The sequence below is a fragment of the Methylocella sp. genome, assembly GCF_044226135.1.
Taxonomy (GTDB): Bacteria; Pseudomonadota; Alphaproteobacteria; order Rhizobiales; family Beijerinckiaceae; genus Methylocapsa.
The window spans coordinates 18,969-39,715 of the sequence record NZ_JBGAHM010000030.1 but is presented as its reverse complement, the minus strand read 5'-3'; the positions used below and the strand labels follow the sequence as shown (position 1 = coordinate 39,715).

Genomic DNA, 20,747 nt, shown 5'->3' with positions numbered 1-20,747 from the left:
GAGACGCTCGGCGCGCAGGTCGAGGCCGGCGGCCGCGCCGCCGAGCGTCTCGACGGCCGCAGGGAAGAAATCCAGCATAAACGTCATCAGGCCCTCGAAACCCGCATCGACGCGCTCGGCGCGAACCTGCGAGGCCAAGGCGGGCCCGACGCGCTCGCGGGGCTCGAGGAGGCCCTGCGCCGCCTTCTCGGCAAGATCGAACGCCAGACCCAGACGGGTTTCGAGGCGGCGGGCGAGCGCGCTGCGGCCGAGGCCGCCGAACGGCGGCTGCAGGGCGCGCTCGACGAGGTGCGGACCGCGCTCGTCGACATCGGCGGGCGTCTCTCCCGCATGGAGACGGCCTGGACGCCGGGGCCGCGCGCGCCTGACGCGCCGGCCGCGGGCGGCGCCCCGGCGTCCGGGCCGTTGAACGAATCGGCGCGCTTCGCCGCGTCGCCGGGCGAACTGAAGCCGCATGCGGCGGGCTCCGCCTTCGCCATGGAGTCCGCAGGCGACGGATCGGACGTGCTGCTCGATCCGGGATCGGGGCGGCCCGCGCCCTGGCCCCACATCAAGCAGCCTGACGCCGCCCCCGGCCTGTCGGAGCGCGCCAGCGTCGTCTATCCTGACTTCGCGCCGGCGCTGCAGGCTGCGCCCGAGTCGCGCCCCACGACGTCCCCGGCGCGGCGGCGCGGCGCCGGTGGGCCATGGCTCGCGGCGGCGGCGGTCGTCTGCCTTGTGGCGGGCGCCGCGTTCGCGATCGACGCGGCGAGGCGCGACGGAGGATTCGACGCGCAAACCTTCCTTCGCCGTCTGGTCGAAAGACCGGACGTCGCGCGCGCGCCTTCGCCGCCCGAGGCGAAAGAGTCGGCCCTGTCCGCGGACGCGGCCCCGGCCGTGGCGGCTGCGCCCCGGACCGATCCTGCGCCGCAGGCCGCCCGGCCGGCTCCGCTCTTTTCCGAATTGTTCGAGCCGTCGCCGCTCGCGACGCGCGACGCCGCGCTTCGCGCCTTGCGTGCGCTCCAGACGACGCCGGAGGCGCGCCCCGCCCCGCGCGCGCCGGAAGCCGCGCCCGACTAACCCGCCACGCAGAGGCGATGCGGCACGCGGTAGACGCCCGCCCGGCCGATGACGTGAACCGCGACATGGTCGAGCGCCTGCCCTGACTCGGTCGCGCCGAACAGAGCGCCAAAGGCCGGGTCACGCACATTGAGGCCTCCGGCGAAGGCGCCGAAGGCCGGCAGGACGCAGCGCCGCCCATCGGTGACGAAGCTGCGGCCGCGCGCCGATCCGCCGCGTCCGACGAGACGCGCCGAGGGGTGGAGATGGCCGGCGATCTCGCCCGAAACCGCGCCCGGCGCAGGCTCGTGCCGAAATGCGACGGCGCCGAGGCGCAGCTCCGCCGCCGCCGCGCCCGGAAGGCCGCCGGGCGGCGCGGGGTCATGATTGCCGGCGATCCAGATCCAGTCGCGCCCGCGCTGGAGCGCGCGCAGCATGTCGCGGTCGTCGGGCGCGATCCGCTCCATGGCGCGCGGGTCATGAAACGAGTCGCCGAGCGCGACCACGACGCGCGGCTGACGCCGGGCTATGAGCCGCGCGAGCGCAAACAGCGTCGCGCGCGTGTCATAGGGCGGCAGAAACACGCCGCGCGCGGCGAAGCTCGACCCCTTCTCGAAATGCAGGTCGGCGACGACGAGGAGATGTTCGCGCGGCCAGAACAGCGCGCCCGAAGCGTCCGCGACGAAGCTTTCGTCCAGCAGGACGAGCTCCGATTCGCCCTCAGTCGTCCCGCGCGCGGCCTCGTGCGCCTTCATGGCTTCTCCCGGTCTGGCGCGCGGGCCCTGCGCGGAGCGCGCCCGGCCTTCGCCTGTCGGACGGACCGGGCGGCGCGTCGGCCGCCCCGGATGCGGGCTCCGCGGCCATCGCCTCGGACACAAGCGCCTCGGCGGCCTCGGCCAGCGTCGTGTCCTGCGCCTCCCCATAAATGTTTTCGCGGCCGATTTCGAGCATGACCGGAACGGCGAGCGGCGAGACGCGCGGCAGCGGCTTGTAAAGAATCCGGCCGCGCGCGCGGCGCAGCACTTCGGCGAGCCGCTCAAGGTCCAGAAGGCCCGTGGCGGCGTCGGCGCGCGCCGCCTGAAGCAGGATGTGGCCCGGCTCGAAACGGCGCAGGACGTCATAGATCAGGTCGGTCGACATGCGCACCTGCCGCCCGGTCTTGCGGCGATCGAGGACATTGCGCTCGATGAGGCCCGACACCACCGCGCAATTGCGAAACGTCCGCTTCATGAGCGAAGAGTCTTCAAGCCATTCCTCGAGGTCGTCGCCGAGCATGTCCTGCGCCAGCAGTTCGTCGAGGCTCGTCGCGCCACGCGCGAACGCCGCCGCCGGATCGGCCACGGACCAGACGCAAAGCGCATAATCATTGGCCACGAAGCCCTGCGGCTTCAGCCCGGCCCGCTCCATGCGCCGCGTCAGCAGCATGCCGAGCGTGGTATGGGCGAGCCGGCCCTCGAACGGATAAAGCGCGAGGTAATGGCGCCCGCCGCGTGGAAAGCTCTCGACCAGCAGCCCCTCCGGCGGCGGCAGGGCCGAGCGCAGGCGTTGCAGGCCCAGCCATTCGACGACCTGCTCCGGCAACGCGCTCCATTCCGCCTCGTTCGCGAGCATGCGGCGCACGCGCATGGCGAGATAGGTCGAGAGCGGAAACTTGCCGCCGGCGTAGGACGGCGCGAACGGCTCGCGGCCCTCGGCGCGCGAGACGAGCGCCTCGTTCTCGACGACGGCTTCAAGGCGCAGCACCTCGCCGCCGAACAAAAAAGTGTCGCGCGGCGACAGCATCTCGACGAAGGATTCCTCGATTTCGCCGAGCACGCGCCCGCCGCGGCGCAGCGGCCCCTGATAGGACGCGGACGGCCGCGCCCCGCCCGGAACGAGCCGCACCTTGAGGACTTCGGCCTCGACGATGGTTCCGACGTTGAGACGATAGCCCTGCGCCACGCGGCCGTTCGCGACGCGCCAGAGCCCGTCCTGCGTGCGGCGGATCCGGGCGAAGCGCTCATAGGTCCGCAGCGCGTAGCCGCCGGTGGCGACGAAGGCGAGCGCGGCGTCGAAATTTTCACGCGTAAGCTGCGCGTAAGGCTCGGCGCTTATGACTTCGGAGAACAGCGCGTCGGCGTCGAACGGCTCGGCGCAGGCCATGCCGAGAATGTGCTGGCACAGAACGTCGAGCGCGCCCGAACGCGCGACGCCCGCGTCCTGCGCGCCTTCGGCCGCGGCGTCGACGGCGGCGCGGCATTCGAGCGCCTCGAACCGGTTCGCCGGCGCGAGAATGGCGCGCGAGGGCTCGTCGAGCCTGTGGTTGGCGCGTCCGATCCGCTGCGCGAGGCGGCTCGCGCCCTTGGGCGCGCCGACGTTGACGACGAGATCGACGTCGCCCCAGTCGACGCCGAGGTCGAGCGTCGAGGTGCAGACCACCGCCTTGAGGCGGCCTTCGGCCATCGCCGCCTCGACCTTGCGGCGCTGCGCGACGTCGAGCGAGCCATGATGCAGGCCGATCGGCAGGGAGTCGTCGTTGCGCCGCCAGAGCTCCTGAAACACATATTCGGCCTGCGCCCGCGTATTGACGAAAACGAGCGTCAGCCGCGCGGCCCTGATCGCCTCATAGATCTCGCCGAGCGCATGGCGCGCGCTGTGTCCGGCCCAGGGCAGGCGCTCGCGGCTGTCGAGCACGCGCAGGTCCGGCGGCGCGCCGGGCGGGGCCATGACCAGCGCGGCGAGCGCAGGCGCGCGCTCCCGCGTCGCGTCCGTCCGCGCCGGATCGTCCGGCGCGGCGCACGCCTGCGCCGCGAGCCACCGGCGCAATTCCTGCGGGTCGCGCACCGTCGCCGAAAGCCCCGTGACGGTCAGGCCGGGCGCAAGGCGGCGCAGCCGGGCGAGGCCGAGCGCCAGAAGGTCGCCGCGCTTGGTCGGGGCGAGCGCATGCAGTTCGTCGACGATCACGCGCGAGAGGCCCGCGAAGAAGACGCTCGCGTCCGGGCTCGCCAGCAGCAGGGCGAGCTGCTCCGGCGTCGTCAGCAGGATGTCGGGCGGGTCGCGTCTCTGGCGCTGGCGCTTCGCCGCCGAGGTGTCGCCGGTGCGGGCTTCGACCCTGATTTTCAGCCCCATCTCGACGATCGGCGTCTCGAGATTGCGGCGCACGTCGACCGCCAGCGCCTTCAGCGGCGAAATATAAAGCGTGTGCAGCCCCTGGCGCTCGCGCCGCGAGGCGAGGTCGATCAGGCTCGGCAGAAAGCCGGCGAGCGTCTTGCCCGCGCCCGTCGGCGCGATGAGCAGCGCGTCGGCGAGCGGCGCGAGCGCCAGAAGTTCGAGCTGATGCGCCCGCGGCGTCCAGCCGCGCCGCGCGAACCAGTCAGAAAAGCGCTGCGGCAGGGCTGGCGGGACGGCGGTCAAGCAGGCTCCTTTACGAGGCGGCGCGCTGTCCGGGCGCGCGACGTCGAAAGACGGCGTCCGGAGGTGCGGCGGCGCACGGCGCGGGCGGCGCGCCAGACACAATCTGGGCGGCCGCGCGTCGCTTGCACAGGGCGCGCCGTCCGTTTCGCCCGCGCCAAAACCTGGCGGCGACGTCGCCGCCGCGCCCATTCATGGCGGGTTCAGGCGGGCGAACCCATATGATGAAGGAGATACGGCGCAGGGCGGGCGCGTCCGCCGCCGCGCATTTGGGGAGATCTCGCATGTTCGACAAAATGAGGACGACCGCCATCGTCGCCGTCTCCTCTCTCGCGCTCGTCCTGCCGATCGCGACGAGCGGCTCGGCTTCGGCTCAGGGCTGGGGCCGTCCCGGCGGGTGGCACGGCGGCGGATGGCATGGCGGCGGATGGCATGGCGGCTGGGGACGCCCCGGCTGGGGGCGTCCGGGCTGGGGCGGCGGCTGGGGCGCCGCGCGCTGGGGCGGCGGCTGGGGCCCCGGTTGGGGCTGGGGCGGCGGCTGGGCCGGACCGGCTGCGGCCGGCCTCGTCGGCGGCCTCGCGCTTGGCGCGATCGCGGCCAACGCGGCCCAGCCGGCCTATGGCGGATGCGTGCGCCAGCGGCAGGCCCTTTACGACCAGTGGGGCCGTTTCGTCGGCTATCGCCCCGTCACGGTGTGCTATTAAGCACATGATTTAAAAACATAAACAGGACAGCGTGGCGGATGCGCCACGCTCGTCCGCAAGACGATCGGGACCAGTTGATTTTTTCTTAAATTTTTGCTCGCCCCACGGAACGTTCTTAGGCTGAACCGCGTTATGCGTGTGCTGCCGCACAGCGCGCCGGATCGACGGGGAGCAAATTCTCACCATCGACGCAACGGCGGCGAGGGGAGACAGGCTTATGACGAATTCTCGCAAGACGATCGGCGCCCAGGCGCTCCGGCTCACCATGATCGCGGTGGGCACGTCCTGCCTCGGCGTGGCGGTCGTCGCTGCGCCCATGACCATGACCCCCAGGGCGAAGGTCGCGCAGAATTCGGGGATGATCGAACATCGCAGCGCCTTCACCCCGACCTACGCGCCGCTGTCTTCCGGCCCCTCCTATCAGCTGAGCCGCGCCGCCGCCGGCGAAGACGAGGACTGCGTCCGCGTGACGCGCGTCACCGGCCCGGACGGCCGCGTCTACGTGACCCGCGGCCTTGTCTGCAATCAGTGACTGATCGCGCGGCGCGCCCTCGCGCCGCCTGAAGGTTTCTCCGGCGCGACGCGCCGGCCGAGCTTGCCGGCGTCCGGCCTTCTCCCCATCTCGGGCTCATGACGTCGGCTCACTTCCTCTCCCTGACGCCCGCTGGCCTTTATTGCCCGGCGGGCGATTTTTTTGTCGATCCGGTGCGCCCCGTCGCGCGCGCCGTCGTCACCCACGGCCATTCCGACCACGCCCGCGCCGGCCACGGCGCCGTGCTCGCGACGCGCGAGACGCTGGCGATCATGGCGATCCGCATGGGCGAGGGTTTTGCGGCGACGACCCAGGCCCTCTCCTACGGCGAGACGCTGCGGCTCGGCGGGATCGACGTCAGCCTCCACCCCGCGGGCCATGTGCTGGGCTCGGCCCAGATCCGCATGGCCGACGCGCGCGCGGTCGTCGTCGCTTCGGGCGACTACAAGCGCGACGAAGACCCGACCTGCGCGCCCTTCGAGCCGCTCGCCTGCGACGTGTTCATCACCGAGGCGACCTTTGGCCTCCCGGTGTTCCGCCATGCGCGCGCGGACGATGAAATCGCCAAGCTTCTCGCTTCGCTGCGCCTGTTTCCGGAGCGCGCCCATCTCGTCGGCGCCTATGCGCTCGGCAAGGCGCAGCGCGTCGCCGCGCTGCTGCGCCGCGCGGGCTATGACCGTCCGATCTATCTGCACGGCGCCATGGAGAAGCTGTTCTCCTTCTATGCGTCGCAGGGACTTGACCTCGGCGAGACGCGTCCCGTCGCGGCGAGCGACCGCGCGACGCTCGGCGGGGAGGTCGTCATCTGCCCGCCGTCCGCCGTGCAGGATCTGTGGTCGCGCAAATTTCCCGATCCCGTCGCCTGCTTCGCCTCGGGCTGGATGCGGGTGCGCGCGCGGGCGCGCCAGCGCGGCGTCGAGCTGCCGCTCGTCGTCTCCGACCACGCCGACTGGGACGCGCTGACCGGGACCGTTCTGGAAACGCACTGCGCCCGGACGCTCGTGACCCATGGCGAGGCCGATGCGCTCGTCCATTGGGCGAAATCGGCCGGGCTCGAGGCCGAGCCCCTGCATCTCCTCGGCTACGGCGAGGAGGAGCCGGAGACGGGCGCGGCGTCCGGCATGGAGCCCACGCCGGCATGAAAGAGTTCGCGCGGCTGCTCGACCGTCTGTCATTCGAGCCCTCAAGGCTCGGCAAGCTGCGGCTGATGAGCGACTATTTCCGTCGCACGCCAGACCCCGAGCGCGGCTTCGCGCTCGCCGCGCTCGCCGGGGCGCTGAGCTTCGCGCAGGCCAAGCCCGGGCTCGTGCGCGGGCTGATCATGGCGCGCGTCGACCCGGTCCTGTTCGCGCTGTCCCATGATTACGTCGGCGACCTGTCGGAGACCGTCGCGCTGCTCTGGCCCGCGCCCGCAGACGCCGGGGGCGCTCCGCCGGCGCTGTCCGAGGTGGTGCGCGAACTGCGTGAAGGCGGCCGTCTCGACCTTGCGCGCAAGCTCGCCCGCTGGCTCGACGGCCTCGACGAAACGGGCCGCTGGGCGCTGCTGAAGCTCATCACCGGCGCGCTGCGCGTCGGCGTCTCGGCGCGCCTCGCCAAGACCGCCGTGGCGGAGCTTGGCGGCCGCGCCCCCAACGAGATCGAGGAGGTCTGGCACGGGCTCGAGCCGCCCTATCTCGATCTTTTCGCCTGGCTCGAAGGCCGCGAGGCGCGGCCCGATTCGACCGACCCGGCGCCGTTCTGCCCGGCCATGCTCGCCCATGCGCTCGACGAGACGCGCGATTTCGCCGAACTCGATCCGGCGGATTTTCTGGCCGAATGGAAATGGGACGGGATCAGGGTGCAGGCCGCCTGCGGCCATGACGGCGCGGGGCGGCGCGTCGCGCGGCTCTATTCGCGCACAGGCGAGGAGATTTCAGAAAGCTTTCCCGAGCTTGCGGAGGCCGCGGCCGCCCTGCCCTTTGATGATTTTTCGCTCGACGGCGAATTGCTGATCCTGCGCGCGGGCCGCGTCGAGCCGTTTGGCGTCCTGCAGCAGCGGCTCAACCGCAAGACGATCTCGGCGAAGCTTCTGGTCGATTTTCCGGCCCATATCCGCGCCTACGACCTGATGCGCCTTGACGGCGAGGATCTGCGCGCCCTGCCGTTTTCGGAGCGCCGCGCGCGGCTCGAGGCTTTCGTCGCGGCGGCGGCCGCGCCGCGGTTCGACCTTTCGCCGCTCGTGCGGTTTTCGAGCTTCGACGAACTCGCCGCCGCGCGGCGCGACCCCGGCGGCCATGGCGCGGGCGACGACGCCGAGGCGATCGAAGGGGTGATGCTGAAGCGGCGCGATTCGATCTACGTGCCCGGCCGGCCGAAGGGCCTGTGGCGCAAATGGAAGCGCGACCCCTTCACCGTCGACGCCGTCCTGATGTATGCGCAGCGCGGCCATGGCAAGCGCTCGTCGTTTTATTCGGACTTCACTTTCGGGGTCTGGACGAAAGACGGGGCGGACCGCCGCCTGACGCCGGTGGGCAAGGCCTATTTCGGCTTCACCGACGCGGAATTGCGCGACCTTGACCGCCATGTCCGCAACAACACCTCGAATCGCTTCGGCCCGGTGCGCGAGGTCGCCCATGGCGAGGCGCAGGGGCTCGTGCTCGAAATCGCCTTTGAAGGGCTGAACCGCTCGACGCGGCACAAATCCGGGGTCGCGATGCGTTTTCCGCGCGTCGCGCGCATAAGGTGGGACAAGCCTGCGCGCGAGGCCGATTCGATCGAGACGCTCGAAGCGCTGCTGAAAGGGGGCGAACGGCCGGACGCCAAGACGCCGAACGCCAAGACGCCGAACGCGCAGGCGCCGGCGAAGCGGAGCGATAAACAAAATGGGCGCCGGCGAAACGCCGACGCCCAAAAGACACGGGAGCGAAAGGTCTGACGCCGCGACGTCAGGCGGAAACCTCGGCGAGAATCTGCTGGAAGCGCGCGAAGGGAATACGATAATGGCCGCGGCCGCCGGCGAGCGTGTGGAAGCGGAAGGGCTCAAGGCGGCACAGGGCGTAAAACCACGCCTGCTTGTCCAGATTGCGTGGGCAATTGTCGATGGTGTTGACCTTGCCGTCGGGGAAGAAGCGGACGTTGACGAGCACGTCGCCAAGATCGGCGAGCGTCGGGGCGGCCGGGGCTTCGACCACCGCGGCTTCAACTTCAAGAACTCCCGTATCGACATCCAGAGTCATCACAATCTCCAAAGGCTAGAAGCGAGGCCCGCCGGCGCGTTGACATATGGATCATCCGCGCGGACGGCGGAGGCGGGCGCGGCCGAGGTTTGAGACGCGCGCCGTGCGCCTGACGTCTGCTTTTCTCGCGCCAGACGGCGCCGCGCATTGACAAGGAACAAACTTCAACCGCTTCTAATTCAAAATCCTCTACGTAAAACTACGTATCTCCGTCTTTGTCCTTGGCTCGTCCTGTTCCATATAAGCAAGATATATATATGCGGCGCGGCGCGACGGCTGGACGGAAACCTGCTAGGCTCGTGACGAAATCGGACAGTCGGCCAGCCACATGACGTCGCCGCTCAACCCTCTCCGCCCGGAGGAGCTCGACCAGCTCACGCGTGAGACCGTCAGAAATTATGACGATTCGGCGCGAAGCTTCTGGGAGGGCACGCGCGATCATGACGTGTCGCAGAACATTGCCGCTCTCCTCGGGGCGATCGAAGCCGAGCCGCCCTTTACCCTGCTCGATTTCGGCTGCGGGCCGGGGCGCGACCTGAAGACGTTCGCCGAACTCGGCCATCGGGCGATCGGGCTCGACGGATCGCCGAATTTTTCGGCCATGGCCCGCGCTCACAGCGGCTGCGAGGCATGGACGCAGGATTTTCTGAAGCTCGACCTGCCGGCGGAGACGTTCGACGGGATTTTCGCCAACGCCACGCTGTTCCATGTGCCGCGCCAGGAGCTGCCGCGCGTGCTCGGCGAGCTCGCGGCGGCGCTGAAGCCCCGCGGCGTGCTGTTTTCGTCGATCCCGCGCGGCCGCGACGAGGAGGGTTGGAGCCGGGCGCGCTACGGCGTCTATCACAGCCTCGAAAGCTGGCGCGGCTTCGGCGAGACGGCGGGATTTCAGGAGATTCGGCATTATTATCGGCCGGACGGCCTGCCGCGCGAGCGACAGCCCTGGCTCGCGAGCGTATGGCGCAAGCCCTGAACGCCGCAGCGCGCCGGCGTCGGCCTCAGTCGGTGGCGAGAATGACGTCGCTCGCGCGAAACACGGCGTCGAATTTCTCGCCCGGCCGCACGCCGAGGTCGTCGGCGGCGGTCTTGGGGATCACCGCGACAAGCGTCTTGCCGTCGCCAAGGTCAAGCTCGATCTCGCTTCGCGCCACGCCGTCGACGCGGGCGAGCGTCACCCCGGCGAGCCGGTTGCGTGTGGACAGGTCGAGCGTCTCGCCCGGCGGCATGAGCGCGACGAGGCTCGACTTCACCAGCGCCACCGCGCTGCGTCCGGGCTCGAGCCCGAGATCCTCGGCCGCGCGCCGCGTGACCAGCGCGCGCATGTCGTTGCGGCCGGAGACGGTCAGCGTCGCCAGCGCGTCGACCGCGTCCGCCTCGACCTTGACCACATGACACTGGAACAGGTTGCGCGCGCTGACCTTGACCGCGAGGCCCCAGAACGCGAGTTCGTCCGCCCCCTCGAAGCCCTCGGCGGCGATGGCGCTCGAAATGCGCCCGAGCTTCTCCTCGAGCCGGCGGAAGGCGGCGATCAGCCGGCGCCCCTCCTCCGTGACCTCGGCCGCCCCGCCCCTGCGTCCGCCGCCGCGGGTGACGAAGGCCGGGCGCGGCAGCAGATTGTTGATCGCCTGAACCGCGTCCCAGGCCGCCTTGTAGCTGAAGCCGACTTCCTTCGCGGCTCGGCTCATGCTGCCATATTCGATCACCGCCTCAAGCAGCGCGATGCGGTCGCGCCCGACGAGAAGGCGTCCGTCGCCGCGCAGGCTGATGAAGGCGTCGATGCGGTCAGGAGGCATGACACGTCCTTGTTCTGGCGAGCGGCCGGCCATTTTAGCACGGTCGCGGGCGCGCCGCGGATGCGCGCGGAACGGGCGTTTGGGGCCTGGCGCGCGCCGGCCATATTTTGGCCTCCGAATTTTCCTGATATAACAGATCAGGATCGCCGTCCGACGCCGCCGGGCGCGCCTGCGCGAAGCCGGCGCAATGGCGGTTCAGTGGCGGCGCAATGGCGGTTCAATGGCGGCGCAATGGCGGCGCGCCTCAGCTCCCGTCCGATCCTGACCGGAGCAGGCTTGTTCTTGACTGGAGACGACTTCATTCAGGGCAGGCTTGATAAAGGACAGCCTCGCCGGATGACGACCGGGCGTGATCTTTTTCGTCAGCCGTTTCGACTTCTGGGCTCAGTCTTTCATCCTTGGCCCTTCGCCCGTCTTGTAGCCAGGCTTCGGCCCCTTCGCGTCGTCGCCGTGCCGCAAGAGATCGTTTCGCGCCCTTGTTCTTCCGCTTCGCCGCCTCGGGCGGGGCTTCGGGACCCAGAGATGACGCCTCGCTTCAAAGCCAGACTCTCCTTGCGCGGCGCGCCGCTCCCGGCGTCCCCCGCGCCTTGCGCGCCGCGCGCCCGCTTCCGAAGGTAAAACCCAGATGCCCATGATCGCGCTGGTCGACGACGACCGCAACATCCTGACCTCCGTCTCGATCGCCCTCGAAGGCGAAGGTTACAGGGTGCAGACCTACACCGACGGCTCGACCGCCCTCGACGGCCTGCGCAGCGATCCGCCCGACCTCGCCATCTTCGACATCAAGATGCCGCGCATGGACGGCATGGAGCTGTTGCGTCGCCTGCGTCAGAAGTCCGATCTTCCCGTGATCTTCCTGACCTCCAAGGACGAAGAGATCGACGAATTGTTCGGCCTCAAGATGGGCGCCGACGACTTCATCCGGAAGCCCTTCTCGCAGCGCCTGCTCGTCGAGCGGGTGAAGGCGATTTTGCGGCGCGCCAATCCCAAGGACGTCACCGCCCAGAAGGAGGCGGACGCGAAGATTCTGGAGCGCGGCCTGCTCAAGATGGATCCGGAGCGCCACGCCTGCACCTGGAAGGACGACCCCGTCACGCTCACCGTCACCGAGTTCCTGATCCTTCAGGCGCTCGCCACGCGTCCCGGCGTCGTGAAAAGCCGCAACGCCCTGATGGACGCCGCCTATGACGACCAAGTCTATGTCGACGACCGCACGATAGACAGCCATATCAAAAGGTTGCGCAAGAAATTCAAGGCGGTCGACGACGAATTCGAAATGATCGAGACCCTTTATGGCGTCGGCTACCGCTTCAAGGAATAAGATCCGGCCGGACGGAGAGCGGAAGCCATGACGCTGGATCTGCGTCAGGACGTCGAGTTCGACCGCAAGGAAGTCGCGGCGCGGCGCGCCAAGCGCATGCGGCGCAGCTTCTCGGCGCGCCTGCGCGGCGTCCTGCGCGCCTTCATCTCGCGTTTTTCGTCCTCGCTCACGCGCCGCATCGTCGTGCTCAATCTCGGCGGGCTGCTCGCGCTGCTCGTCGGCTTTCTCTATCTCAACCAGTTCCGCGAGGGGCTGATCGACGCGCGCATCCAGAGCCTTCAGACCCAGGCCGAGATCATCGCCGCGTCGATCGCGGCCTCAGCCACCGCCGACACCGACGCCATCGCCATCGACCCCGAAAAGCTGCTCCAGCTCGCGCCCGGCGAGAGCTACCGCCTGTCCGACGACACGGCGCCCTTCGAGTTCTCGATCAACCCGGAGCGCGTCGGCCCCGTGCTGCGCCGCCTCGTCTCGCCGACGCGCACGCGGGCGCGCATCTATGACCGCGACGGCTATCTGCTGCTCGATTCGCGCTCGCTGACGAGCCGCGCCAACATTCTGCGTTTCGACCTCCCGGCGCCGACGCTCGGCGAAAGCGCCTCCCTCGCCGAACGCCTCTGGGCCAGAATGAAGAACCTCATCTGGCGCACCGGCCTGCCGCCCTATGAAGAGAACGCGCTCGACAACGGCAACGTCTATCCGGAGGTGACGCGGGCGCTCGCGGGCAGCGCCCAGGCGGTCGCGCGGATCAACGACAAGGGCGAGACCATCGTCTCGGTCGCCGCGCCGATCCAGCGTTTCCACACGGTGCGCGGGGCGGTGCTGCTGTCGACCATGGGCGGCGACATCGACGCCATCATCGCCTCCGAACGCTGGGCGATCACCCGCGTGTTCCTGGTGTCGGCCGTCATCATGTTCGCCCTGTCGATGTTCATCGCCGGCACCATCGCCGAGCCGATCCGCAAGCTCGCCGAGGCCGCCGAGCGCGTGCGGCGGCGCACCAAGCTGCGCAGCGAAATCCCGGACCTGACGAGCCGCGCCGACGAAATCGGCCATCTGTCGCGCGCCCTGCGCGACATGACTGGCGCGCTCTACAGCCGCATCGCCGCGATCGAGAGCTTCGCCGCCGACGTCGCCCATGAGCTCAAGAACCCGCTCACCTCGCTGCGCAGCGCGGTCGAAACCCTGCCCAACGTCAAGAAGCCCGAATCGCGCGAACGCCTGCTCGAAGTGATCCAGCACGACGTCAAGCGCCTCGACCGGCTCATCAGCGACATCTCGGACGCCTCGCGGCTCGACGCGGAGCTCGCCCGGGCCGACATGGAATCGGTCGATCTCGAACGGGTGCTGAAAACGGTCATCGACGTCGCCAGCCAGGTCAAGAACGGGAACGACGTGCATGTCAGCTTCACGGTGGCGCGCGGGCGCCACCATGACCGCGGCAAGAGCTCGTTTTGCGTGCTCGGCCATGATTCGCGCCTCGGGCAGGTGTTCAACAATCTGATCGACAACGCCCGCTCCTTTTCCTGCCCGGGCGGCTGGGTGCGCGTGCATCTTCGCCCGGCCGAGGATTGCGCGGACGACGGCCAGTGGCGCGACGGCTTCGAGATCACCGTCGACGACGACGGCCCCGGCGTCCCGGCCGACGCCTTCGAGCGCATCTTCGAGCGTTTCTACACCGACCGGCCGTGCCAGGGATTTGGCCAGAACTCCGGCCTTGGCCTGTCCATCTCGCGTCAGATCGTCGAAGCCCATGGCGGGCGCATCTCGGCCATGAACCGCCTCGGCCCGCCGACCGACGAAGACGAGGAGCCGCCCGTGCTCGGCGCGCGGCTCGTCGTGTTCCTGCCGCGCGCCTGAACGCGCGACGCCGCCATGGCCGGACGCCGCGCGATCGAGATCCATGCGACGGCGATCCTCATCGGCGACGCGGGCCTGCTCATCCGCGGCGCCTCCGGCGCGGGCAAGAGCGCGCTCGCGCTCGCGCTCATGGCGACGGCGCAGGGGCGCGGCCTCTCCTGCGCGCTCGTCGGCGACGACAGGGTGCGGCTCGCCGTCGAGGACGGCCGCCTCGTCGCGCGGGGGCATCCGGCGATCGCCGGCAAGATCGAACGGCGCGGGATCGGCGTGCTCGAAAAGCCCTACGCGTCCGAGGCCGCCGTGCGTCTCCTGATCGACCTCGCGCCCTGGGCCGACGTCGAGCGCCTGCCGGAGGGGCCGGACGATTCGGGCCTCGACCATGACGGCTGGAGCTTCGCCGGCCTGCCCCGGCGCGCGCTCGAGGGCGTCGTTCTGCCGGCGCTGCGCCTGCCCGCCGGCGCCTGCGTCAGCGATCTGGCGCTCGCCATACTGGAACGGCGGCGCTGGCCGGATGTGCGCCATTTTTGACAGGGACGCCGACAAAATCGCGAATTCGCAAAAAGGGCGCGTCATTTTGCTTGCCAAGTCGGCCGCGACGCACAAAATGAACCGCCTACGCTGGTGTGAACACGCTTCGCAGAAGGCTCAGACGCTGCGCGGCGATGAGGAAATAGCTTGTAATTCAGAGGCTTGACATCAGTTCAAACTTTCTGGAACTGTCGCTTCGAAGCCTTGGCCGGATGCGGCGCGCGTCCGCGCCAGAGCGAGCAAACAGCGCGTGGACTCTTCCTTGAGCATCGTTTTTTCCGAAAGCGGCATGTTTCCGCAAGGCGTCGCGACCCGGCGAGCCGCGCGCGCCACGGGAGCGCCGCGGTGATCGGCATGGTCCTCGTCACCCACGGCCATCTCGCCACCGCCTTCCGGGCGGCGCTGGAGCATGTCGTCGGGCCCCAGAAGCAGATCGCGGCGATCTCCATCGGCCCCGACGACGACATCGAACAGCGCCGCCAGGACATCATCGAGGCGGTCGAGCAGGTCGACAGCGGCTTCGGCGTCGTCGTCCTCACCGACATGTTCGGCGGCACGCCGTCCAATCTCGCCATTTCGGTCATGAACGGCGCGCATGTCGAGGTGGTCGCCGGCGTGAACCTGCCGATGCTGATCAAGCTCGCCTCGGTGCGCGACGCTTCGAGCCTCGAGCAGGCGGTGATTCAGGCGCAGGACGCCGGCCGCAAATATATTTATGTCGCGAGCCGGGTGTTGAGCGGAAAATGAGCGAATCCGGCGCCTTCGACGACGAAGATCCCTGCGGCTGCGGCGACGCCCCGCCCTATACGCCGCCCGAGGGCGCTCTGGCGCGTGAGCTTGCGATCGTCAACCGCAAGGGGCTGCACGCCCGCGCGACCGCCAAATTCGTGCGCTGCGTCGAACGCTTCGACGCCGAGATTCTGGTCGGACGCTGCGGCGATATGGTCGGCGGGACGTCGATCATGGGGATTTTGACGCTCGGCGCGGCGCTCGGCATGAAGATCACCGTCGTCGCGTCCGGGCGCGAGGCCAGGGAGGCGCTCGACGCCATAGAGGCTCTCGTCGCCGACCGCTTCGGCGAGGACGAGTGAGCGGCGACTCCGACGCCCCGGCGCTTTCGTCTGAAGAGGTCGAGCGCTACGCAAGACATATCGTGCTGCGCGGCGTCGGCGGCCCCGGCCAGCGCAGGCTGCGCGCGGCGCGCGTGCTCGTCATCGGCGCGGGCGGCCTTGGCGCGCCGCTCCTGCACTATCTCGCGGCGGCCGGCGTCGGCGAGATCGGCGTCGTCGACGACGACGTCGTCTCGCTGTCCAATCTGCAACGGCAGGTGCTGTTCGGCACGGCCGATCTCGGGCGGCCGAAAGTCGACGCGGCGGCCGAAGCGATCGCGCGGCTCAACCCGCATGTGCGGGTGACGCGCTTTCAGGCCAGGCTCGACGCGCAGAACGTGCGCGCGCTTGTCGCGTCCCATGACGTCGTCGCTGACGGATCGGACAATTTCGCCACCCGCTATCTCGTCTCGGACGCCTGTTTTCACGAACGCCGGCCGCTTGTGACCGCGGCCGTCGGCGCCTTCGACGGCTCGCTGACCGTGCTGCGCCCCTATGAACGCGGGGCGGACGGCCGGCCCAACCCGACCTATCGCTGCCTGTTTCCGGAGCCGCCGCCCGAAGACTTCGCCCCCGCCTGCTCCGAGGCCGGCGTGCTCGGCGCCCTGCCCGGCATGCTCGGCTCGATGATGGCGCTCGAAGTCATGCGCGAGATCGTCGGCTTCGGCCAAAACCTCGTCGGCCGGCTCGTGCTCGTCGACGCGCTCGACATGAGGATCGAGACGCTCCGCTACGCCTGGGATCCGGCCAACTCCCTGAACGGCGCGCCTGTCGCGTGACCGCCGAGGTCCCTGCCGTCGAAGCGAAGCGGAGCGCGGCATTGACAGGTCGAAGCCGACCGACTAGATGACGGCTTCGCTTCGGCCCGCCGCATCAAGCCGCCGGCCAGAGCGCCCGGTGGGGGATAGTTCAACGGTAGAACAGCGGACTCTGACTCCGTTAATCTTGGTTCGAATCCAGGTCCCCCAGCCAGCCTCTCGACAGGCCGAGAAGCGTCCGAATATCAATCACCTATGATGGCTGACAGGCAGGGCGGAAGCGCAACCCGCAGCCTCTCTGGCGGACCGGGTCGGGCTTCAGGCGCTTCGTTCAGGGGCGCTGGGCGCAAGGCGTCCACCGCGCCATGAAGACCATTGCAGGGGTCGTGACGCGCCTTCCTCCTTCCCTCTCCTGGCCATCTCCCGCCCGGCCTTCCTTGCGCCTTCCATGGGCCTGAATCAGTCGGCGAATGCGAGGTCGCGCGTTCCGTCGTCCCTCCGGGGCCGAGGAGCATCGGGCGCATAGGCGTGCAGCGGCGCGGCTGCAAAAATCCACGCAAAGTCGGACGCATCGGGCGACGTCACTGCATTCGGCCCGAGCGGGGGCGAGGCCGCGCACGCTTCCGCCAAGGTGATGTCCGGATATTCGCCGAACGGCAATTTGCGTTCGACGCCATCGGCCCGATTTTTGATCCGCCAGAGGCGACCGCCGGGGCGCGTCATTAAAAGATACAGGCCGCCGTCAGCAAGCTTGCAGTCGCGCTCGCGTGGCTTTGCGCTGCGGACGGCGATGTCCGTGAGCGCCGTCGAGACGCGCCGGATCAGATCCGGGGCCCCAAAAAGGCCCCCAGACCGGGCCGGCGGTCGGCGCAGGACACGACCGGCTCCAATCGATTGGGCAGGAAATCCAATGAAATCTGACACTTTGTCCACGCCGCCGAATATCGGCAAACGGGGATTTGGTGCCCTGGAGAGGACTCGAACCTCCACGGCTTTCACCACTGGTACCTGAAACCAGCGCGTCTACCAATTCCGCCACCAGGGCCCGGGCGCTCTGATACGCAGCCGCATGGGGCTTTGTCAATCCGCCAGTCTCGCCGCCAGTCTCGCCGCCAGTCTCGCCGCCAGTCTCGCCGCCAGCCTCGCCGCCCTCCTTCGAGGTCAGCACGTCTTCGGCCGGCCGCCGCCCGCGTTCGTTCATCCCGCGCGCCCCTTTGGCGCGTCGCCTCTGTACAGGCGTCGTGCGCCCGCCTAAAACGGCGCGGGACGAGACGCGGAGGCGTAGGACATGGCGGACGCTTTGGTGAAGACGAATCGGCTGGCTGTCGTTTTCGGCGGCTCGGGCTTCATCGGCCGGCATGTGGTGCGCGCGCTGGTCAAGGACGGCTGGCGCGTCAAGGTCGCCTCGCGCCGCCCCGACCTCGCCTTCCATCTTCAGCCGATCGGCAAGGTCGGGCAGATCCATGCGGTGCAGGCCAATCTGCGCTATCCGGAGTCGGTCGCCGAAGCGCTGCGCGACGCCGACGCCGTGGTCAATCTCGTCGGAATTCTCAGTCCGGGCGGCGAGCAGAGCTTCGAAGCCGTGCATGCGGAGGGCGCCGAGACCGTCGCCAAAGCCGCGAAGGCCGCCGGCGCCCAGCGCTTCCTGCAGTTTTCGGCGCTCGGCGCCGACAAGGCGTCGGGCTCCGTCTACGCCCGCACCAAGGCCGAGGGCGAAGCGCGCGTGCGCGCCGCCTTCCCCGAGGCCGTGATCCTGCGCCCCTCCGTGGTGTTCGGCCCCGAGGACCAGTTCTTCAACCGCTTCGCCGCCATGTCGCGTTTTCTGCCGTTCCTGCCGCTCGTCGGCGGCGGCGGGACGAAGCTTCAGCCCGTGTTCGTCGGCGACGTCGCGGCGGCGGCGGCGATGGGGCTCAACGGCGGGGCGAAGGCCGCGACGACCTATGAGCTCGGCGGGCCGGAGGTCGCGACCATGCGGCGCATCCTCGAATTCGTGCTGCGCACGACCCAGCACAAGCGCCCGCTCGTCAAGCTCAGCTTCGACCAGGCGAAGACGGTCGGCGGCCTGACGGAGATCTTGCGCGCCGCGACGCTCGGCCTGATGCCCGAGATGCTGGCGCTGACCAAGGATCAGGTCGAGCTTTTGAAGAGCGACAATGTGGTCTCGAAGGAGGCGAAAGCCGAGGGCCGCACGCTCGAAGGGCTCGGGATCATGCCGGATTCCTTCGAGGCGATCGCGCCGGCCTATATCGGCCGCTATCGCCCGACCGGCCAGTACGCCGACCGCCGCATGGCCTGAGCCTATCCTTCGCGCGGCGCCGCGAGCGCCCCGCGCATGAGCCCCGCCGCGATCCGCGTCATGAAGGCTGCGGCGAACAGCGGGGTCAGCAGGTTGAGAATCGGCAGGGCGGCAAGGCCGGCGATGACGAGGCCCGCCAGAAACAGATACGTCCCGTTCGCGCGCCGCAGCCGGTTGACTTCGGCCTGCGGCAGATGGCGCAGCGCGGCGAGCTCGAAATAGCCGCGCCCGAACAGATAGGCGTTCGCCCCCAGAAAGGCGACGGCGTTGACGCCGGGCGCGAGCAGAAGCAGCAGCGCAAGCGCGTTGACGAGGAGAGAGACAAGGCCGAACTCGATCGCGACCTTCAGCGCCGGCCCGAACGGCAGCACGCGGCCGACAAGCCGCGGTTCGAGCCCCTCTTCGACGTGCCGGGCGAGATCGTCAAAGAAGAATCCGGCCACCGCGAAAGAGATCGGCGTGACCAGAAAGGCCGCTCCGACCAGAAGGCCGAGCCCGCCGGCGACGGAGACGAGCGTCTCGAGCCAGGCGTAGGGCAGCTGGACCGAGACGATCAGCCGCTCGAGCGCCGCCCACAAAAGCGCGAGCAGGCCGAGCGTGAGCAGGATCGTCTTCCAGAAAACCGCGCGAAACGGCCGTGAAAAGATCTGGGCGGCGGCGGCGAAGGCGGCGTCGAGCATGACGGGCGGACCTCGCGCGGCGTCAGCGGCCGTCGCGCAGGGCGCGGATCTTTTCGTCGGTGCGGTACTGGCTCAGCGCGTAGACCGCCCACAGCGCCGCCGGAATCCAGCCGACCAGCGTGATCTGCAAAATCAGGCAGAGGAGTCCGGCGAACGGCCGGCCGATGGTGAAAAACAGGAGCGGCGGAAGAAACACCGCAATGAGAAGGCGCATGAACGTCCCTTTGGCGCGTCGGCGCTCCCTTTCGGGCGCCGCCCTTAACATGCGGAGCCGCGCGCCATGCGCAAGGGCGCGGCGGCCGCGCGGCGCGGCTTGAAGCCCGGCCGCGCTTCTTATAGCGTCAAAACGGGCCGCGCCGATTGTTCTTCACCCCGCGCCGCCCGATCGGCGGAGCGAAATTTCGGCATGACACGACAAGGCGCAGACTTCTTCACCCGGCATGACTGGAGCGTGGCGGAAATCGTCGAGGTCTATGAGACGCCGCTGCTCGAGCTCGTCTCGCGCGCCAACGCCGTGCATCGCGAATTCCACGACGTCAACGACGTGCAGAAGGCGAGCCTGCTCTCGATCAAGACCGGCGGCTGCCCGGAAGATTGCGGCTATTGCCCGCAGTCGGCGCATCACAAGGAGGTCAAGCTCGACCGCATCCACATGATGTCGCCGCAGGAGGTGCTGACCATCGCCGCCAAGGCGCGCGAGGCCGGCGCCGACCGGTTCTGCATGGGCGCGGCCTGGCGTAGCGTGCGCGACGGGCGCGAGTTCGACGCCGTGCTCGAAATGGTGCGCGGCGTGCGCGCGCTCGGCATGGAGGCCTGCGTCACCCTCGGCATGCTCGACGCCGCGCAGGCCGGGCGGCTCAAGGAGGCGGGGCTGACCGCCTATAACCACAACCTCGACACCGGCCCCGACTATTACGACAGGATCATCTCGACCCGCACCTATGACGACCGGCTCGACACGCTGAAGGCGGTGCGGGGCGCGGGGCTCGAAATGTGCTGCGGCGGCATCATCGGCATGGGCGAGAGCGTCGCCGACCGCGCCGCCATGCTGGCGACTCTGGCGGGCTTTGACCCCCACCCGGAAAGCGTGCCGATCAACGCCCTGACGCCGGTCCCCGGCACGCCGCTCGGCGACCGCGAGCGCGTCGATCCGCTCGATTTCGTGCGCATGATCGCGACGACCCGGATCGTGCTGCCGGCCTCGCGCGTGCGCCTTTCGGCCGGCCGCTCGACCCTTTCGCGCGAGGCGCAGGTGCTGTGCATGATCGCGGGGGCGAATTCGCTCTTTTACGGCGAGGCCCTGCTGACGACGCCGAACGTCGAGGCCGGCGAAGACGACGCCCTGTTCGAGGCGCTGGGACAGGGCCGCGCCTGCGCTCCGGCGCAGACCGCAAAGGCCTGACGCGCGAAGGCTCGCCGTTCGACTGTGTTGCGCGCGCGCATCGTCGGCGGCTTTTCGCGACGCTTTGGCGCGCCTTGTCTGAAAGCAGGTCCGCGGCGTCTGGCGAAGCGTGACGCAACGGGTA

General features: G+C 69.4%; 20 protein-coding genes, 2 tRNA genes and 1 pseudogene. 15 read left to right on the top strand and 8 right to left on the bottom strand.

Annotated features, from left to right (window positions below; genetic code table 11):
* Positions 1–1,059: pseudogene (locus ACILRB_RS12380) on the top strand (hypothetical protein); the annotation flags it as partial.
* Here the strand turns inward: ACILRB_RS12380 and pdeM are convergent.
* Complete coding sequence (gene pdeM, locus ACILRB_RS12375) at positions 1,056–1,793, bottom strand: ligase-associated DNA damage response endonuclease PdeM (protein WP_395666596.1); 738 nt, start codon at positions 1,791–1,793, stop codon at positions 1,056–1,058. The pseudogene ACILRB_RS12380 and the gene pdeM sit on opposite strands and share 4 nt — an antisense overlap.
* Positions 1,759–4,431 (bottom strand): ligase-associated DNA damage response DEXH box helicase, encoded by a 2,673-nt coding sequence (locus tag ACILRB_RS12370; protein WP_395666595.1) that lies wholly within the window; start codon positions 4,429–4,431, stop codon positions 1,759–1,761. The genes pdeM and ACILRB_RS12370 overlap by 35 nt, the downstream gene beginning before the upstream one ends.
* A gap of 281 nt (positions 4,432–4,712) precedes the next feature.
* Here ACILRB_RS12370 and ACILRB_RS12365 point away from each other — a divergent pair, with 281 nt between their 5' ends.
* The 4 genes from ACILRB_RS12365 (at position 4,713) to ACILRB_RS12350 (ending at position 8,578) form a co-directional block, all read left to right on the top strand.
* Positions 4,713–5,132, top strand: a complete 420-nt coding sequence (locus ACILRB_RS12365; RefSeq protein ID WP_395666594.1) for a hypothetical protein — start codon at positions 4,713–4,715, stop codon at positions 5,130–5,132.
* Positions 5,133–5,349: 217 nt separating this feature from the next.
* On the top strand, positions 5,350–5,664 hold the full coding sequence (locus ACILRB_RS12360) for a hypothetical protein (RefSeq protein ID WP_395666593.1): 315 nt from the start codon (positions 5,350–5,352) through the stop codon (positions 5,662–5,664).
* Positions 5,665–5,762: 98 nt separating this feature from the next.
* Positions 5,763–6,806, top strand: coding sequence for a ligase-associated DNA damage response exonuclease (locus tag ACILRB_RS12355; protein WP_395666592.1), 1,044 nt, complete (start codon positions 5,763–5,765; stop codon positions 6,804–6,806).
* Positions 6,803–8,578 (top strand): cisplatin damage response ATP-dependent DNA ligase, encoded by a 1,776-nt coding sequence (locus ACILRB_RS12350; protein WP_395666591.1) that lies wholly within the window; start codon positions 6,803–6,805, stop codon positions 8,576–8,578. The genes ACILRB_RS12355 and ACILRB_RS12350 overlap by 4 nt, the downstream gene beginning before the upstream one ends.
* A gap of 10 nt (positions 8,579–8,588) precedes the next feature.
* Here the strand turns inward: ACILRB_RS12350 and ACILRB_RS12345 are convergent, their stop codons facing one another.
* Positions 8,589–8,879, bottom strand: coding sequence for a hypothetical protein (locus ACILRB_RS12345; RefSeq protein ID WP_395666590.1), 291 nt, complete (start codon positions 8,877–8,879; stop codon positions 8,589–8,591).
* 328 nt (positions 8,880–9,207) lie between these two features.
* Here ACILRB_RS12345 and ACILRB_RS12340 point away from each other — a divergent pair, with 328 nt between their 5' ends.
* Entirely contained in the window at positions 9,208–9,849 is a 642-nt protein-coding gene (locus ACILRB_RS12340) for a class I SAM-dependent methyltransferase (RefSeq protein ID WP_395666589.1), read from the top strand.
* 25 nt (positions 9,850–9,874) lie between these two features.
* On the opposite strand, the gene ACILRB_RS12335 is transcribed toward ACILRB_RS12340, so the two are convergent.
* Positions 9,875–10,669 (bottom strand): TOBE domain-containing protein, encoded by a 795-nt coding sequence (locus ACILRB_RS12335; RefSeq protein ID WP_395666588.1) that lies wholly within the window; start codon positions 10,667–10,669, stop codon positions 9,875–9,877.
* A 625-nt stretch (positions 10,670–11,294) separates the two neighbouring features.
* Here ACILRB_RS12335 and ACILRB_RS12330 point away from each other — a divergent pair.
* The 7 genes from ACILRB_RS12330 to ACILRB_RS12300 all read left to right on the top strand — a co-directional run bounded on the left by ACILRB_RS12330 (position 11,295) and on the right by ACILRB_RS12300 (position 16,459).
* Positions 11,295–11,990 (top strand): response regulator, encoded by a 696-nt coding sequence (locus ACILRB_RS12330; RefSeq protein WP_395666587.1) that lies wholly within the window; start codon positions 11,295–11,297, stop codon positions 11,988–11,990.
* Between the two features lie 27 nt (positions 11,991–12,017).
* A complete protein-coding gene (locus ACILRB_RS12325; RefSeq protein WP_395666586.1) occupies positions 12,018–13,850 on the top strand; it encodes a stimulus-sensing domain-containing protein in 1,833 nt (610 codons plus the stop codon).
* A gap of 15 nt (positions 13,851–13,865) precedes the next feature.
* Complete coding sequence (locus ACILRB_RS12320; protein WP_395666585.1) at positions 13,866–14,378, top strand: HPr kinase/phosphorylase; 513 nt, start codon at positions 13,866–13,868, stop codon at positions 14,376–14,378.
* A gap of 345 nt (positions 14,379–14,723) precedes the next feature.
* On the top strand, positions 14,724–15,125 hold the full coding sequence (locus tag ACILRB_RS12315) for a PTS sugar transporter subunit IIA (RefSeq protein WP_395666584.1): 402 nt from the start codon (positions 14,724–14,726) through the stop codon (positions 15,123–15,125).
* The gene (locus ACILRB_RS12310) at positions 15,122–15,469 is read left to right on the top strand and encodes an HPr family phosphocarrier protein (RefSeq protein ID WP_395666583.1); all 348 of its coding nucleotides are present in this window, start codon (positions 15,122–15,124) and stop codon (positions 15,467–15,469) included. The genes ACILRB_RS12315 and ACILRB_RS12310 overlap by 4 nt, the downstream gene beginning before the upstream one ends.
* On the top strand, positions 15,466–16,266 hold the full coding sequence (locus tag ACILRB_RS12305; protein WP_395666582.1) for a HesA/MoeB/ThiF family protein: 801 nt from the start codon (positions 15,466–15,468) through the stop codon (positions 16,264–16,266). Before ACILRB_RS12310 ends, ACILRB_RS12305 begins: the two co-directional genes overlap by 4 nt.
* 119 nt (positions 16,267–16,385) lie before the next feature.
* Positions 16,386–16,459: transfer RNA gene (locus ACILRB_RS12300), tRNA-Gln, on the top strand.
* A 245-nt stretch (positions 16,460–16,704) separates the two neighbouring features.
* Here the strand turns inward: ACILRB_RS12300 and ACILRB_RS12295 are convergent.
* Both ACILRB_RS12295 and ACILRB_RS12290 read right to left on the bottom strand, forming a co-directional pair.
* The gene (locus tag ACILRB_RS12295) at positions 16,705–17,196 is read right to left on the bottom strand and encodes an Arm DNA-binding domain-containing protein (RefSeq protein ID WP_395666581.1); all 492 of its coding nucleotides are present in this window, start codon (positions 17,194–17,196) and stop codon (positions 16,705–16,707) included.
* 9 nt (positions 17,197–17,205) lie between these two features.
* Positions 17,206–17,290, bottom strand: a tRNA-Leu gene (locus ACILRB_RS12290).
* Between the two features lie 243 nt (positions 17,291–17,533).
* Here ACILRB_RS12290 and ACILRB_RS12285 point away from each other — a divergent pair.
* Complete coding sequence (locus ACILRB_RS12285; RefSeq protein ID WP_395666580.1) at positions 17,534–18,541, top strand: complex I NDUFA9 subunit family protein; 1,008 nt, start codon at positions 17,534–17,536, stop codon at positions 18,539–18,541.
* 2 nt (positions 18,542–18,543) lie between these two features.
* On the opposite strand, the gene ACILRB_RS12280 is transcribed toward ACILRB_RS12285, so the two are convergent.
* Together ACILRB_RS12280 and ACILRB_RS12275 are read right to left on the bottom strand one after the other, a co-directional pair.
* Positions 18,544–19,221, bottom strand: a complete 678-nt coding sequence (locus ACILRB_RS12280) for an EI24 domain-containing protein (protein ID WP_395666579.1) — start codon at positions 19,219–19,221, stop codon at positions 18,544–18,546.
* 22 nt (positions 19,222–19,243) lie between these two features.
* Positions 19,244–19,435, bottom strand: coding sequence for a YqaE/Pmp3 family membrane protein (locus tag ACILRB_RS12275; RefSeq protein ID WP_395666578.1), 192 nt, complete (start codon positions 19,433–19,435; stop codon positions 19,244–19,246).
* Between the two features lie 192 nt (positions 19,436–19,627).
* On the opposite strand from ACILRB_RS12275, the gene bioB reads away from it, so the two are divergent.
* Complete coding sequence (bioB, locus tag ACILRB_RS12270; protein ID WP_395666577.1) at positions 19,628–20,623, top strand: biotin synthase BioB; 996 nt, start codon at positions 19,628–19,630, stop codon at positions 20,621–20,623.
* Positions 20,624–20,747 lie beyond the last annotated feature (124 nt).